The 15021-nt window shown below is 72.0% G+C and carries 12 protein-coding genes; 8 read left to right on the top strand and 4 right to left on the bottom strand.

Annotated elements, in window-relative coordinates:
• Positions 1-95: 95 nt before the first annotated feature.
• The 3 genes from D7V80_RS07120 to dgcN form a co-directional block, all read right to left on the bottom strand.
• Positions 96-1733, bottom strand: a complete 1638-nt coding sequence (locus tag D7V80_RS07120) for a DUF2339 domain-containing protein (RefSeq protein ID WP_120587443.1) — start codon at positions 1731-1733, stop codon at positions 96-98.
• A 78-nt stretch (positions 1734-1811) separates the two neighbouring features.
• The gene (locus D7V80_RS07115) at positions 1812-2540 is read right to left on the bottom strand and encodes a YebC/PmpR family DNA-binding transcriptional regulator (RefSeq protein WP_014397505.1); all 729 of its coding nucleotides are present in this window, start codon (positions 2538-2540) and stop codon (positions 1812-1814) included.
• Between the two features lie 60 nt (positions 2541-2600).
• Complete coding sequence (gene dgcN, locus D7V80_RS07110) at positions 2601-3614, bottom strand: N-acetyltransferase DgcN (RefSeq protein WP_120587442.1); 1014 nt, start codon at positions 3612-3614, stop codon at positions 2601-2603.
• Between the two features lie 121 nt (positions 3615-3735).
• Between dgcN and D7V80_RS07105 the strand changes: the two genes are divergently transcribed.
• From D7V80_RS07105 to D7V80_RS07085, 5 genes are all read left to right on the top strand, one after another.
• On the top strand, positions 3736-4362 hold the full coding sequence (locus D7V80_RS07105) for a hypothetical protein (RefSeq protein WP_120587441.1): 627 nt from the start codon (positions 3736-3738) through the stop codon (positions 4360-4362).
• Positions 4363-4532: 170 nt separating this feature from the next.
• Entirely contained in the window at positions 4533-5078 is a 546-nt protein-coding gene (locus tag D7V80_RS07100; RefSeq protein WP_233585192.1) for an RNA polymerase sigma factor, read from the top strand.
• Positions 5075-8152 (top strand): CHAT domain-containing protein, encoded by a 3078-nt coding sequence (locus D7V80_RS07095; RefSeq protein ID WP_120587439.1) that lies wholly within the window; start codon positions 5075-5077, stop codon positions 8150-8152. The genes D7V80_RS07100 and D7V80_RS07095 overlap by 4 nt, the downstream gene beginning before the upstream one ends.
• 50 nt (positions 8153-8202) lie before the next feature.
• A complete protein-coding gene (locus D7V80_RS07090) occupies positions 8203-8712 on the top strand; it encodes a hypothetical protein (RefSeq protein ID WP_120587438.1) in 510 nt (169 codons plus the stop codon).
• 311 nt (positions 8713-9023) lie between these two features.
• Complete coding sequence (locus D7V80_RS07085) at positions 9024-9968, top strand: hypothetical protein (protein ID WP_120587437.1); 945 nt, start codon at positions 9024-9026, stop codon at positions 9966-9968.
• A gap of 18 nt (positions 9969-9986) precedes the next feature.
• Here D7V80_RS07085 and D7V80_RS07080 read toward each other — a convergent pair whose 3' ends face one another.
• The gene (locus tag D7V80_RS07080; protein WP_120587436.1) at positions 9987-10517 is read right to left on the bottom strand and encodes an FHA domain-containing protein; all 531 of its coding nucleotides are present in this window, start codon (positions 10515-10517) and stop codon (positions 9987-9989) included.
• Positions 10518-10700: 183 nt separating this feature from the next.
• Between D7V80_RS07080 and greA the strand changes: the two genes are divergently transcribed.
• The 3 genes from greA to D7V80_RS07065 all read left to right on the top strand — a co-directional run bounded on the left by greA (position 10701) and on the right by D7V80_RS07065 (position 15017).
• Positions 10701-11207 carry a transcription elongation factor GreA gene (greA, locus tag D7V80_RS07075; RefSeq protein ID WP_120587435.1) on the top strand — a complete coding sequence of 169 codons (507 nt, stop codon included), beginning with the start codon at positions 10701-10703 and terminating at the stop codon, positions 11205-11207.
• A gap of 117 nt (positions 11208-11324) precedes the next feature.
• A complete protein-coding gene (recG, locus tag D7V80_RS07070; protein ID WP_120587434.1) occupies positions 11325-14288 on the top strand; it encodes an ATP-dependent DNA helicase RecG in 2964 nt (987 codons plus the stop codon).
• Positions 14289-14378: 90 nt separating this feature from the next.
• Positions 14379-15017, top strand: coding sequence for a protein-L-isoaspartate(D-aspartate) O-methyltransferase (locus D7V80_RS07065; protein WP_120587433.1), 639 nt, complete (start codon positions 14379-14381; stop codon positions 15015-15017).
• Positions 15018-15021: the final 4 nt, after the last annotated feature.

The raw sequence follows: 15021 nt of genomic DNA, 5'->3' as shown, positions 1-15021 counted from the left end.
GCCACCGTCGAGTACCTTCGGCACGCAAGGTGCGAAGGGGGGTCGACAGCGCCCGGGGGAGGCAGTGCTCGCGTTCCAGGCCTGGGTGTCTATCTTCACCCGCGCCGGTCGCGCAGCCGCGTGTATGTGTATGAGACGAGCAGCAGCATGACGCCTAGCAGGATGAACGTGAGCACCCGTTGATCCGGCGGCAGCTTCGCCACGTCCACCAGCACCAGCCGCCCCAGGGCAAGCCCCAGCACCGCCAACGCGGCCAGCCGGTACCAACGCTCGCGCACCGCGAAGCCCACGCCGAAGAGGAGGAAGGCGGCGATGACCCAACCCAGCGTGACGAGCCCCTCGGGCATCCGCGCGCCCACCAGCGCCACCAGTGACAGTCCCGTGCCCGCCGCGCAGATGGCGGTGAAGGGCGTCCGGGCCTCGGACTCGGGCAGGCCGGCGACGCGCACCGTCCCGCCGCGCTCCACCAGCACGAACGCCACCACCAGCCCCATGAGCAACGTCAGGCGTCCCGGCGTCTCCCATTCACACGCGCCCAGCGCCACGTAGAGGATGAGCACGCCCACGCCCCGCAGCACCGGGGACTCCACCCCACGCGCGGCCAGGCCCGCGACCAGCCCCGTCACCGTCCAGGCCGCCACCAGCGCGACGTCGTCGTAGTGCGCGGGCATGGCCAGCGCGAAGGTCACCGCCGTCAGCGCCAGGTACGCGTGCGTCAGCGCCGCGGGAGCACGCTGGAGCCTCGACACGACGGCCCCCGCGCCATGCGCCAGCGCGACGACGAGGAGGAAGCCGAAGAGGTGCGAGTCCTGCTCCTGGGAGACCTCGTACGCGCCCAGCGACGTCAGGCCCACCCAGTTGAGCAGGGTGAAGGCGAGGCTCGCGCGCACGGGCAGGTCGCGCGGGCGCACGAGCAGCGCCACGGAGAAGAGCAGGAAGTAGAGCGCGAGGAAGCCCAGGCTCAAAAGGAGCCGGTCATTCTCGGGCGCGCCCGGCGCCATGTGGCCCGTGCGCACCGCCCAGACGACGTGCGTGCTGTACACCGCCACCAGGCTGGACAGGGGCACGATGACCCAGCGGTTGCGCACCAGGAAGAACAGCGCGCCCGCCGCGAGCAGCGTGGTGGACAGCAGCGTGAACGCGGTGATGTCGCTGAGCATCCCCGTGTGCAGCCCCAGGAACAGCGCGATGCCCGCCACCGTCTCGGATTGCATCCGGTGCGCGATGGTGACGATGGCCACCACGAACCCCGCCAGCAGCACCAGCGCCAGCACCTCACTGTCGATGACCCGCACCGCCGGGATGAAGTGCAGCGCGTAGGTGACGAAGTACGCGAGCGCCAGGCCGCCGCCGAAGACGATGCGCCCGAAGAGCTGGTGCCGCCGCGCCAGCCACAATCCGAACGCGCCCAGGCCCGCGCTGAGCAGGTAGCCCGCGCCCACGCGCGCCAGCACCCCCAGCTCCCCGAAGTGGTACGTGATGAGGTACGCGATGCCGATGATGAGCGCCACGATGCCCAGGCGGCTCAACCAGTAGGTGCCGACATGCGCCTCCAGGTCCCGCTGCTCGGGCGCGGCCACCGGAGGCGTCACAGGGGCGACTGCGGGCGCGGCCACGGGGCGCGGCGCCTCCCGGGCCTCCAGGCTCGCGAGCCGCGTCTCCAGGGCCGCGACCGTCGCCTCCAACCGCTTCACCGTCTCCCGCAGGTCCTGCCCGTCACCCTCGTCCGCCATGGACTTCCTCGTACCCCAGCACGCGCGGGCCTGGCGCCAGCCCCCGGGGAGTGCGCACGGGGGCCGGATGCCTTTGCTTCAGGCGAGGTTGTGGAAGACGTGCTGCACGTCGTCGTCCTGCTCCAGCATGTCCACCAGCTTGAGCACCTCCGTGGCCTGGTCCTCGGGCAGCTCCTTCAGCGTACCGGGCAGGGGGATGTACTCGGACTGGGTGGACGCGGTCGCGATGCCCTTGGCTTCAATCGCCGACATGAGCTTGCCGAAGTCGGCGAACTTGCAGCGCAGGAGCAGCTGCTTCTCGCCCTTCTCGCCGGTCGTCTCGCCCATCTCCTCCAGGCCGTGGTCGATGAGCTCCAGCTCCAGCTCCTCCGCGTTCAGCCCTTCCGCGTCCAGGCGGATGGCGCCCATGCGCTCGAAGAGGCGGGAGACGCTGCCCGCCGTGCCCATGCTCCCGCCCAGCTTGGTGAAGGGGAAGCGGACGTTGGCCACGGTGCGCGTGACGTTGTCCGTGGCCGCCTCCACCAGGATGCCCACGCCGTGCGGCGCGAAGCCTTCGTACAGGAGGATCTGGTAGTCGGCCTGGTCCTGACCACTGGCGCGCTTGATGGCGGCGTCCACGTTGGTCTTGGGCATGTTCGCCGCGCGGGCGTTCTGCACGGCCCGGCGCAGCGCGGGGTTCGATTCGATGTTCGGCCCGCCCGCCTTCACCGCGATCACGATGTCCTTCGTGATGCGCGTGAAGACCTTCGCCATCTTGTTCCAGCGGGCGAACATCGTCGCCTTGCGTGTCTCGAAAATGCGTCCCATGGTGTCCTCAATATACCGTGAGCCGCTCCGGTGGAGAGGCTTTCGGAAAGGGTGTGTGTGTCACCCGCGCGGGAAGCGGCTCGCCAGCGCGTCGGCCAGGGGGCCCGCGCCCGTGCGCAGCGGGTCCACGCAGGGCAGGCCATGCGCCCGGCCGGTGGCCTCCAGGAGCGCCAGCGCCTCGGCCTCGCCCAGGTGCTCCGTGTTGATGGCGATGCCCGTGCACTGGATGGCCGGGTTCGTCAGCCGGCCCTCCAACACCGTGCGGTCGATGACGTCCTGGATGGACGGCAGCGGGTGTTTCACGCCGCGCATCCGCGTGCGCGTGGGCTCATGGCAGACGATGAACGCGTCCGGCTGCGCGCCGTGCAGCAGGCCCAGCGTGACGCCCGCGAAGGAGGGATGGAACAGCGACCCCTGGCCCTCCACCACGTCCCAGTGGTCCGCGTCGTTCGCGGGCGTGAGCCACTCCGCCGCGCCGGAGATGAAGTCGGACACCACGGCATCCAGCGCCACGCCCCGCCCGGAGATGAGGATGCCCGTCTGCCCGGTGGCCCGGAAGTCCGCCTTCCATCCGCGCTGACGCAGCTCCTTCTCCAGCGCCAGCGCCGTGTACTTCTTGCCCACCGCGCAGTCGGTGCCCACGGTCAGCACGCGCAGTCCGGGCCGCTTCGTGCCCTGGCCGGTGGCGAAGTCCCGGTCCGGGAAGCGCACGTCGTGCAGCTTGCGCCCGTGCTTCGCCGCCGCGGCGGCCACGGCGGGGAACGAGGACAGCCGCTTGTGCAGCCCGGTGGCCACGTCCAGCCCGGCCTCCATCGCCTGCACCAGCGTGTCCACCCACGCGTCCGCCAGCACGCCGCCCGGATTCACCACGCCCACCACCAGCGTGCGCGCGCCCTTCGCCTTCGCCTGGGCGATGTCCATGTCCGGCAGGCCACAGTCCGCCGCGCAGCCCGGGAGGCGCAGCTGACCCACGCACCAGTCGGGCCGCCAGTCCACGATGCCGTGGGCCGTCTTGGCCGCGAGCTGATCCCTCACGTCTCCCAGGAACAGCAGGTAGGGCTTGTCGATGTCCACGCGCGGTGCCTTAGCACGGCCGAAAAACGGCGTGGAAATGGCGCGGGGGAATAAGCGCGACACCGGACGTAACAGGGAGGAGCCCGGATACGGGCTTCCCCTCTGCCCCGGAGCCCCCCTCATGCGCTTCATGCCGACCGCCGCGCTCGTGTTCGCCGCCTCCCTGGCCACCGCCTGTGGCGGCCCGCTGGAAGAGGAGCCGCGGACCGCTGACGCCGACGTCGCGGGGGAGTCCATCGCCAGTCAGGAGCAGGCCATCGACGAGTCCTGCGTGAGCCCGAGCGTGGTGCTGGCGCAGCCGGACGGCGCGGCGGTCACGGCCGTCTTCCCCACGTGCGGGTATCAGGACGCGTCGGCGGCCTCCACCGACGGCTCCTATGATCAGACGGACTGCCCCCACCGCTTCGTGACGGAGGTCACCGGCCTGGCCGGCAACTTCGCCCAGCCGTTCGTGGAGGTCATCCCGGCGTCCACCGTCAACGAGAGCGCCTGCAAGGGTGTGGCGATCGGCGGCGCCGCGTTCGGCTACAAGAACGGCGCCTGGTATGGGTTGGGCTCGGTGAGCACCACCGGGACCTGGATTCCGCCGGGCCTCTTCTTCCCGAACGGGTTCTGCGTCCTGCGCTTCAACATCGGCTCGGGCGGGACGGGCTACAGCAAGATGCGCGTCACGGGCTTCGGCGCGGCGCTGGGCGTCTTCAAGACCCGGGTGCGCACGGGCGTCCGCCTGGGGACGAGCTCCTGCTAGCCCTCCGGGCCGCCATCCCGGGCCTCCCACCTGCCAGGTGGGAAGCGCTTGGGAGGGTATCGACGGACTTCGCGGGCGGGGCGGCTCCTGCTAGGAACGCCTCCGTGGTCTTCCGCCCGCGATCGCCCCGCGCCGTCCCGCCCGGGGAGTCCTCCGCACCCGAGCCGGAGGTGCCTTCGGCCTCCCGTGGGGACGCCGCGGAGTTCCAGGCGCTCATCGCGCGGTGCGCTCCGGCGTTGGAGGAGCGGGCCCGCATCCTCTGCCGGGGCCGCAACCCGTCGGACGCGAAGGACCTGTTGCAGGAGACCTACGAGCGGGCCTTCCGCGCGTTTCATACGTATGACCGGTCCGCGCCTCCCATGGCGTGGCTGGCGTCCATCCTCGTTCGACGCTTCCTCGACTGGTGCCGGCACGACCGGCGCCACCCCCAGGAGGAATTCACCGACGCGATGGGGGACACCCTGGCGGAGGCCGAAGCCGCCCCGGAGACATGGGCGCGCTACACGTTGGAAGACGTGTGGAAGGCGGTGGAACAGCTTCCCCCGGAGCTGCGCGAGGTGGTCCGCATGAAGGACATGGAGCGACAGAGCTACGCGGAGATCGGCCGGCGGCTCGGCATCCCGTCCATGACGGTGGGCACCCGGCTGTTCCGCGCGCGCAAGAAGCTCAAGGAGCTGCTCCTCGCCCGGGAAGGCACCGCGGGGGGACCGGCGTGACCGTCTTGTGTGAACAGCTCGCCGCCTTCGTGGACGGGGAGCTTCCGCCAGAAGAGGCCGAGGCCTTCCAGGCCCACCTCGCGACCTGCGCCGGGTGCCAGGCCGGCCTGGAGGACCAGGTGCAGGCGAGCCTCCTCGTGCAGGCCGCCGCTGACGCACGAGCCGCGTCCGGAGCTCAGACGCGGTCCGTGGCGTCCCCCGGTTCAGAAGGCGGCCCCGGTGCTCCGGCGGCGGCGCCGGGACTCCGTGCCGTTCCCGGGACGGGGAGCCAGGCCGAACCGGTGCCCGATGCCAGGACGCGCTCCCCGTCGGCTCGCCCGCGCGGCCGTGCTGCCTGGGATCGCCGCCGTGTGGCGGGCTTCGCGGCCGCAGCCGCCGCGGTGGTGCTCGCGGTGCTGCTGGTGGGACGTCCGTGGCGCACCACGGAGACCGTGCGCGCGCTGCCCTTCGCGCTCGCCGCCGCGCGTCCGCTGGAGGGCCGGCTCAGTCACCCGGGCCTCGCGGACTACCGCGCCACGGGCACGATGCGCGGTGGCGCCGACGGACGGCCGGAGCTGGACCTCAAGGTGCTGTCGGAGCTGGAGGCGAAGGGCGACCTGCACGGCGTCGCGACCGCGTGGCTCGCGGCCGGGGACTTCGAGCGCGCGGAGCGCATCCTGGAGCGGCTGCCCTCATCGCCCGCCGTCATGGGCGACCTGGCGCTGGCGGCCCTGGGCCGTGCCCAGCCGGAGCGCGCCCTGACGCTCGTGGAGCTGGGCCTGGAGAGCGCGCCGGACGACGCGCGGCTGCGCTGGAACCGGGGCCTCGCGCTCCAGGCGCTCTCGCTGGAGCTGGCCGCCGCGGCGGAGTTCTCCCGCGTGGCGCAGGCGAAGGAGCCCGGCTGGAGCACCGAAGCCACCGAGCGCGCGGACGGCCTGCGCAAGGGCGCGCTGTCGCGGCGGGACTCGTGGAAGGCCATGAACGCGGCGGGCATGGAGCTGGCGCTGGACGGCACGCCGTACCCGGGCCCGATGGCGCGGCGCAACCCGGACCTGGCGCGGCTGTACCTCTACCACGCGTTGCGCGCGGCCCCGACCGTGGAGCGCGTGCAGGCGCTGGCTCCGCTGGCGGCGCTGCTGGACGACGTCACCCGCACGAAGACGGCGAGCGCCTACGTGGCGCGCGTGGCGGCGGCGGACTTCAACAAGCGCGGCCCGCTGGCCAACACCTACCGCGAGCTCCTCGCCGGCACGCGCTCGCTGGAGGGTGCGGAGGCGGACGCGTTCCTCGTGAGGTTGCGGCGCTCCGGCGAGCGCGACCTGCTGCTGGGCGCCATCCTGCTGCTCCACCAGGAGGACCGCTTCGTCGACGAGCTGGCGGCGCTGGTCCGTCAGTCCGGCGAGCCCGCCTGGTACGACGCTCCGCTTGCCCGGGGCAGGGCGCAGGCGGCGCAGGACCGGGGGGACATGGAGACGGCGGAGACGTCGCTCAAGAACGGGCTGGCGGCGTGCCGGAGCGAGGGCTTCGGGTATCGCTGCGTGGATCTCCAGCGGTCCCTGGCCGCGCTCTACAACCGCATGGATCGCCGCAAGGAGGCCGAGTCGCTGGCGCGTCCCGCGCTGGAGGAGGCGTTCCGTAGCGACAGCTGGTACCAGGAAGAGCTGCTCCTGGCCGACCTGGTGACGAGCGCGCGGCTGAGCCACGCCCCGGCGCTGGCCCGCGCCTACCTGGACGAATACCTCCACCACTCGCCGGAGGACTGCGCGCGCCGGTCGGAGTACCACCACGCACGGGCGCTCCTCTTCGTGGAGGACCTGGACGCGAAGCGGGCCCGGCGCGAGGTGCAGGACGCGCTCACCTGTCCCACCGCACCCACGCTCATGGAGGTCGCCGTCGCGGGAGACCTGCTGCGGCTGGAGGGCGCCACGGTGCCGGGCCGCGAGCTGGACCGCGTGCGCGAGCGCATCCGCGTGCTGCGCGAGGACCCGTCGCTGACCACCGGCGAGAAGCTGCTCGTGGACCACATCGAAGGGCGCATCCTCATCGAGCGCGACCGTGAGGAGGGCCAGAACCTGCTGCGCGGGGTCATCACCGGCTCGGCGCTCCACCGCTCCACCGACATCGAGGCGCGCAAGGCCTGGGCCCACAGCCACCACGTGCTGATGATGGACGCGGGCCGGGCGAAGGAGTGGGGCCTCGCGGTGGACCTGCTCGCCGAGGAGGTGGACCGCACCGCGCCCACGTCGTGTCTGCTGGCGCTGGCCGGCCAGGACGAACGGATGCTCTTCGTCGCCCGAGGCCCCACCGGCGCGAGCAGCGGGCTGTACCTCCACGCCCTCAAGCAGCCCCTGCGCGAAGAGGTGCCCGCGGTGCCAGAGCCGCTCCTGCAGGTGCTCGCGGGGTGTGGCGTCGTGAAGGTGCTCGCGGAGCCCATCCTCCTGGGGCGCCCGGGGCTCTTGCCCGCGGACCGGGCGTGGAGCTACCTGGCTCCGGGCGGCTACCGCGTGGAGTCCCCGGCCGTGGCGCCCGCCCCGAAGCGGCTGGTGGTGTCGGACGTGGAGCCGCCCGCGACGCTGGGGCTGCCGCGCCTGATGCCGTGGAAGGGCATGACGGGGCCGGGCGACGTCCACCTGCGAGGCCGCGCGGCGACGCCGGAGTCGGTGCTCGCGGAGATGGAGGACGCCACGGAGGTGGAGCTGCACACGCACGGCCTCGCCGGCACCGTGTCCGACGCGGCCTTCCTGGCGCTGTCCCCGGACGCGGCCGGCCGCTACGCGCTCACCGCGGAGGAGCTGGAGGGACACACGCTCCGGGGCTCGCCGGTGGTGATGCTGGCCGCTTGCGACGCGAACGTGGGCGCATGGCGCTACCACTCGGTGGCGAGCCTTCCGTCCGCGCTCATCCAGGCAGGCGCGCGGGCCGTGGTCGCGCCCTCCACGGAGGTTCCGGACGTGGAGGCCGGGGCCTTCTTCCAGGCGCTGGTGGACTCGCTGCGGCAAGGCACCCCGCCCGCCCAGGCGCTCCGGGACACCCGCGCCCGGTGGCTGAAGCAGGGCAGCGCCCGGTGGGTCCAGGACCTGGTCGCGTTCGAATAGAGTCCCGGCGAATATCCGCGCCGCCGCGCGTAAGGGATCCGGGAGGAATCATGATCACGCGTTGGAAGTCCGCAGTGGGAAGGGTGGCCGTGGGGTTCGCCGCCCTGTCGGCGGCGCAGGCCGGTGCCCAGGAGAAGACCCAGAACACCCCGGTGAAGCTCGCTCCGGCGAAGCGCATCGAGAGCCCGGCGGCGGTGAAGTCCACCGGCTCCGTGGACGTGGCGGTGGACGATGGCGCCAGGGGCACCCGCATGTACCGGTACGACCGGAGCAGCGGGAAGCTCACGCTGGTGAAGCAGCTCACCCAGAAGGAGGCGGCCAGCACCACCGCCGGCTTCAAGGCGCTGTCGTCCGTGGAGGCCGGTGGCGGCACGGCCTTCGTGGATCCGAACCGCGGCGGCGCCGTCGCCCCCGAAGGCAAGCCTCCCAAGGGCGGCGGCCCTCCGGGCGGACATGATCCGGGCCTCACCCAGACGGACCTGGCCAACATCCACCGCGAGCTGGGCAGCCTGAAGCTGAACAAGGCCCAGGTGAAGATCGCCACCCAGGCTCAGCGGTAATCCCAGCCTCTCAGTGGAAGAAACGGACGGCCGTGGCGCCGGGGTGGGGACACGTCGCCTCACCCCGGAGGGCCACGGCCTTCACGTTCCTGGATGAACGCCAGCCCACGCGTTCAACCCCAGACGCCCGGAGTGTCTGCCCTGACTTCGCTCCCGCGTTTCCCGCACCTCTCGCGCCTTGCCACACGTACAACGTGCTCGCACTTTTCGTGCGTGAGGGGGCGCTGCTCGCCCGTTTGTCTTTGACGCCCTCCTTGTCCAAACGTTCGTGGGTCCGGCCGGAGCGCCCGCGGCAGCAGGAGGTTGCACACATGGGGAACGTGGAGAACGGGCGTCGTCGTGGCGTGGGAGGGCTCTCCCGGTGGGCGTGGGGCCTGGCCCTGGCCGTCATGGGAGCGGGCTGTGACCCGGGAGCCGGGGAGCCCGCGCCAGCGGATCCGCTGGGCACGCAGGAGCAGGCGGCCCTCAGCTACAACAGCCTTTCGTACAACGGGCTGTCGTTCAATGGCTTGTCCTTCAACGGGTTGTCCTTCAACGGGCTGTCGTTCAATGGCTTGTCATCCATTGACTTCGCGTCGTGGTACGGCGCGGATCCAGCGCTCGCGGAGGAGGTCATGCGCTACATCGTGCGCTGCGCCGTCCCGGAGGGACAGACGCGCACGTACACGGATGCGCAGACGAACACGATGCACACCTGGACGGGGCTGCTGGGCCTGGCGCCGGGCTGGGCCGGTGGGGCGCCCGCGACGGAGGCCGAACAGCAGATCGTCTCCGCCTGCCTCGCGGCGCACAGCAATCCCTTCGGCGTGAGCGTGCCCATCTCCGTGCTGGGACGGGATGCGCTGGGGGAGGAGATCCCCACCTCCGACTTCGAGCTGGCCTCCTTCGCCCAGCCGGAGTCCTGCTTCTTCGGCAACCTCTTCCAGGGGCAGGGGCTCTACGCGGGCAGCCAGAACCCGCCCCTGGACGCGACCCAGAGCACCACGCGCGCGTGCGCGGTGGTGGATGGCTCCGGGATGCCCCGCATGACGTGCGCGCCGCTCATCTACGTGGGGAGCTGCTCGGACGTGTGCACCCAGACGGGGACGGCGTTCGCGAGCTGCACGGTGGGAGGCGTGAGCTTCCAGCCGCTCACCACGCGCGTGCGCGCCGCGGACCTGGCCGTGTGCGGCGACGGCACCTGCCAGGTGACGGAGTCCTGCGGGGCGTCCAACACCTACGACGCGTGCACGGCGGACTGCGGCGCCTGTCCCTGAGGTGAGCGCGGGCGGCCTTCAGCCGGAGTGGGAGCCCAGGCCGGAGGCCGCGCCCGCGCGCAGCCGTTCATGCAGCGCGTCCGTGAGCAGGTACCAGAACTGGACGTTGCCGAAGCTGAGGATGTCGCCGCCCCGGAGCGGCACCTCGCGCTGCCCGATGGTGCTGGCATTGACGAAGGTGCCATTGGTGGAGCCCAGGTCGCGCACGGTGCAGCGGCCCGCCGCGCGGCTCCACTTGAGCTCCGCGTGCTGCTTGGACACGGACGCGTCGTCCAGCACCAGCTCGCAGTCCAGCCTCCGGCCAATGCGCAGCACCTCCGAATCCCGGAGGGTGGGGAGGGTGGCGACGAGCAGGTCGTCGAACTCGAAGAGCAGGGCGAGCATGCCCTGCTCGACGTCGCCGGGGTCCGCCATGCGGGTGGGCGCGAGCGCGGCGGCGGACAGCTCCGACGGCGGACGCTGCACCAGCGCGAAGGGGCCCAGCTGGTGCTGGAAGGCGCCCACGGGGAGGGCGGAGGCGAGCGCGCGCAATTCCTGGACGGACAGCACGTGGAGCAGCCTAACGGGTCGGCCGTCGGGCGCCCAGCCACTACCGGACGATGGCTGTAAGGCTTTCGTTGACCGGCCAGTCACTCGTTCCCTACATTGACCCTTTCGAGTCGCGGGCCGGGTTCCAGGAGGGAACGCTGGACCCCCGATGCGCAGCCAGGTGACGGAAGGAGCGGTGGTTCGATGAGCGGGAGCGACAACATCCCGATGACCCCCCACGGTCTGCAGAAGCTCAAGGACGAGCTGAAGCACCTCCAGTCCGTGGAGCGGGGCAAGATTTCGCGTGAAATCGAGGTCGCGCGTGCGCACGGCGACCTGCGTGAGAACGCGGAGTACCACGCAGCCAAGGAGAAGCAGTCGCACATCGAGGGGCGCATCCTGACCCTCGGTGACTGGATCGCCCGCGCGGAGGTCATCGACCCGGCGAAGCTGGGCGGCGACAAGGTTGTCTTCGGCGCCACCGTGGAGCTGGTGGACACGGAGAACGACAAGTCCATCAGCTACCGCCTGGTGGGTGAGACGGAGGCCGACCTGAAGAAGCGGTGGATCGCCGTGACCTCGCCGGTGGCGCGCGCGCTCATCGGCAAGAAGGTGGGCGATATCGCCACGGTGCAGAGCCCCGGCGGCGTGCGGGAGCTGGAGGTCGTCGCCATCAGCTTCGAGGATCCGCAGGAAGAGTCGGCCAGCTAGCGCTGGAGCCCGGCTGGCCGGGTGTCCTTCGGGGGAGCGGGCCTGGGCTCGCTCCCCCGGTTTCGTTTTCCCTGCGGCGTCAGGAGCGCTTCGTAGGATGGAGGCTGGAAATCCCGCGTGAACCACCCGCTCGCCAGCCTCGTTGGACCTCTCAAGTACGCGTGTCAGCGTGACTTCGCCCAGCTCGGGATCGTGCGCGATCTGCGCACGCTGATCGAGCGCACCCTGGCGTCGGCCGGGGGCGTGGACGCGCAGGCACTGGAGCATTTGAGGGCGGCGCTGCCGCACGTGGATCCGCCCGCGCCGCCGGAGCACCGCAAGGCCGCGCTGCGCCAGGTGCTGGGCGCGCTGAAGCTCAGCGGCGTGGTGTTGCCGGAGGAGCTGGAGCGGGTGGTCGTCACGGGAGAGATCAACGCCGTGGCGGCGGGCTTCCCCCGGTCGCCAGAGCGTGCGCACGTGCTGGAAGGGGAGCTGAACCCCGCGCCGCCGCGCCGCCGGTTGACGCCCCCGCCGGGGACGCTGGAGGCGCGTGGCAACACCGTGCCGCCGTGGCGTTCGCAGGACCCCGTGCCGCAGGTGGGCGGTGGCGTTCCGGCGGCAACGCCAGCGCCCGCGTCCCGGCAGCAGGTCCGTTCGCCCTCGCCCGGAGCGGGTCCCCAAGGCGGGAATGCAGGCCCGGCGAAGGGCGAGCCGGTGCCTTACGGTGTGCGCATGGCTGCATCCCGGGGCGCCTCGGCGGGCCCCGCGCAGGTGGACGCCCAGCCCTACGGTGCGCGCATGGCCGCGGCCCGGAACGCCGCCGTTCCCGCGGGTGCGCCGTCGCGTGCTCCGGGCGCGAAGCCCGCCGCGAGCACCGACGCTCGCAAGGGCGCGCCGCCCGCGGACCGCGCCCCCACGGAGAAGGCCCGGAAGAAGAAGGCCAAGGCCGTGGGCGCGGAGGCGTCCCGCTCCGAGGCGAAGCTGCTGTCCATCGCGCCGCGCACCGGCCCGCTGTCCGCGCCGCTCAAGACGCTGGGCAAGCGCCTGGGGCCGCGGCTCGTTGCCGTACTCGACAAGAAGGGCCTGCGCCGCACCGGCGACATCCTGTTCCTGTTGCCACGCTGTTACGAGGACCGCCGCAGGCTGCGCACCATCGCGGAGCTCATCCCCGGTGAGCGCGGCGTGACGGTTGGCACCGTCAAGACGGCCGACTTCGTCCCGGGGCGCGGAGGCAAGCGCATGTTCCGCGCCGTCGTGGGGGACCGCTCCGGCAGCATCGCCGCCACCTATTTCAACGCCGGGCCGTGGCTCAAGAGCCGCTTCTCCGTGGGCAAGCAGCTGGTGCTCTCCGGCGAGGTGCGCGCCTCCATGAACGGCCGGGAGATGGCCCACCCGGAGCTGGAGCCCGCCGAGGACCTGGAGAACACCACCTCCGTCCACTTCCACCGCATCGTCCCCGTCTACCCGGGCTTCGAGCGCGGCGAGCAGCGCTCCTTCCGCGAGCTGGCCTCGCGCATCAGCGAACAGCACGCGCACCACCTGGAGGAGCCGCTGCCCGCGGACCTGCGCCGCCGCTACCACCTGATGGGCCTGCCGGACGCGCTGCGCTTCATCCACTTCCCGCCCGACGACGCGGACCTGGAGGCGCTGGACGCGCACCAGAGCCCCGCGCACCGCCGGCTCGCGTTCGACGAGCTGTTCTTCCTCCAGCTGGGCATGGCCCTCAAGCGCCAGGGCATCAAGGCGGAGGAGGGCATCGCCTTCAACGTCTCCCCGGAGCGGCTGGACAAGGCGCGCGCCGCGCTGCCCTTCCAGCTCACCGGGGCGCAGGCGCGCGTGGTGGGGGACATCGCCCGGGACATGACGCGCCCGGAGCCCATGAACCGGCTGGTGCAGGGCGACGTGGGCAGCGGCAAGACGGCCGTGGCGCTCGTGGCCGGCATGGTGGCGCTCCAGGACGGCTACCAGGTGGCGGTGATGGCCCCCACCGAAATCCTGGCCGAACAGCACGAGCGCACCTTCCGCCGCATCCTGGAGCAGCTGGGCTACCGCGTGGGGCTCATCAGCGCGGCGGGCACCGCGAAGCACAAGCGCGAGGTGCGCGAGTCCGTGGCGAAGGGCGACATCCACCTCGCCGTGGGCACGCACGCGCTCCTGGAGGGCGGCGTGTCCTTCCAGAAGCTGGGGCTGGTGGTCATCGACGAGCAGCACCGCTTCGGCGTGCTCCAGCGCCACACGCTCATGAGCAAGGGGCTCACGCCGGACGTGCTGGTGATGACCGCCACGCCCATCCCGCGCACGCTCGCGATGACGCTCTACGGCGACCTGGACGTGTCCATCATCGACCAGCTGCCGCCGGGCCGCACGCCCATCACCACGCGCGTCTTCAACAACGAGCAGCGCGCGCGCGTCTACGAAGCGGTGGGCGCGGAGCTGGCCAAGGGCCACCAGGCCTACGTCGTCTATCCGCTGGTGGAGGAGTCGGAGAAGCTGGACCTGGAGGACGCCACCCAGGGCGCGACGAAGCTACAGGCGGTGTTCCCCACCGCCAGCGTGGGCCTGCTGCACGGGCGCATGAAGCCCGAGGAGAAGGACGCCGTGATGGAGGCCTTCCGCGACAAGCGCATCCAGCTGCTCGTCTGCACCACGGTGGTGGAGGTGGGCGTGGACGTGCCCAACGCGTCCGTCATGGTGGTGGAGGCCGCGGAGCGCTTCGGCCTGTCGCAGCTGCACCAGCTGCGCGGACGCGTGGGCCGTGGCGCCGCGGCCAGCTACTGCTTCCTCGTCGCGGGCGCCGCGCGCTCCTGGGAGTCCACCGAGCGGCTGGGCGTGATGGAGCGCAGCAGCGACGGCTTCGTCATCGCGGAGAAGGACCTGGAGATCCGCGGCCCCGGCGAGTTCCTGGGCACGCGGCAGAGTGGCCTCCCGGAGCTGGCCGTGGCGAACCTCGTGCGCGACGGCGACCTGTTGTCGCTCGCCCAGGCGGAGGCGCGGCGCATCATGGATGCCGACCCCCAGCTCCAGAAGCCGGACCACCAGGGGCTCGTGAAGGCGCTGGAGGAGCGCTGGGAGGGCCGGCTCGCGCTTGCCCGGGTGGGGTAGGTGCGAGCAGGCCTGCGGCCGCCGCCTGGATTGTCCCAGACTGTCGTCGTGCTTACTTTCCCCGCTGGAGGACCACGGGGGACGGACGCGATGGGAGACTGGGGCCGAGCGGAGTATCTGGCGCGGCAGGGCATCCGGGATCGCCGGGTGCTCGCGGCGATCGCCAACCTGAGCCGTGCGGACTTCGTGCCCATGGGCGAGCGGGACTCGGCCCATCAGGACGTGCCGCTGCCCATCGGTCACGGGCAGACCATCAGCCAGCCCTACGTGGTGGCCCTGATGACGGAGGCCCTGCGCCTGCGCGGCTGTGAGCGCGTGCTCGAGATTGGCACCGGCTCCGGCTACCAGACGGCGGTGCTGGCGATGCTGGCCCGCGAGGTCTACACGGTGGAGATCGTCCGCGAGCTGGCCCGGCCCGCCCGGCGGCTGCTCCACCGGCTGGGCTTCACCAACGTGTTCTACCGCGAGGGTGATGGCTCCCAGGGCTGGGCCCAGGCCGCGCCCTTCGACGCCATCATCGCCACCGCCGCGCCGGAGGACATCCCCCGGGAGCTCCTGCGCCAGCTGCGGCCCGGGGGGCGGATGGTCATCCCCGTGGGCTCCGTGACCGGGACGCAGGAGCTGCTGCGCATCCGCCGGGGACAGCCGGGGATGCTGCCCCGGGTGGATCGCCTGCTGCCGGTGCGCTTCGTCCCCATGACGGGCCTGGGCTCCTCCGCCCCGAGCTGAGCGG

The organism is Corallococcus sp. CA054B (assembly GCF_003611625.1).
GTDB classification, from domain to species: Bacteria; Myxococcota; Myxococcia; order Myxococcales; family Myxococcaceae; genus Corallococcus; species Corallococcus coralloides.
Note: the sequence above shows the minus strand (reverse complement) of the source record. Positions and strands in the feature narration are given on the sequence as shown.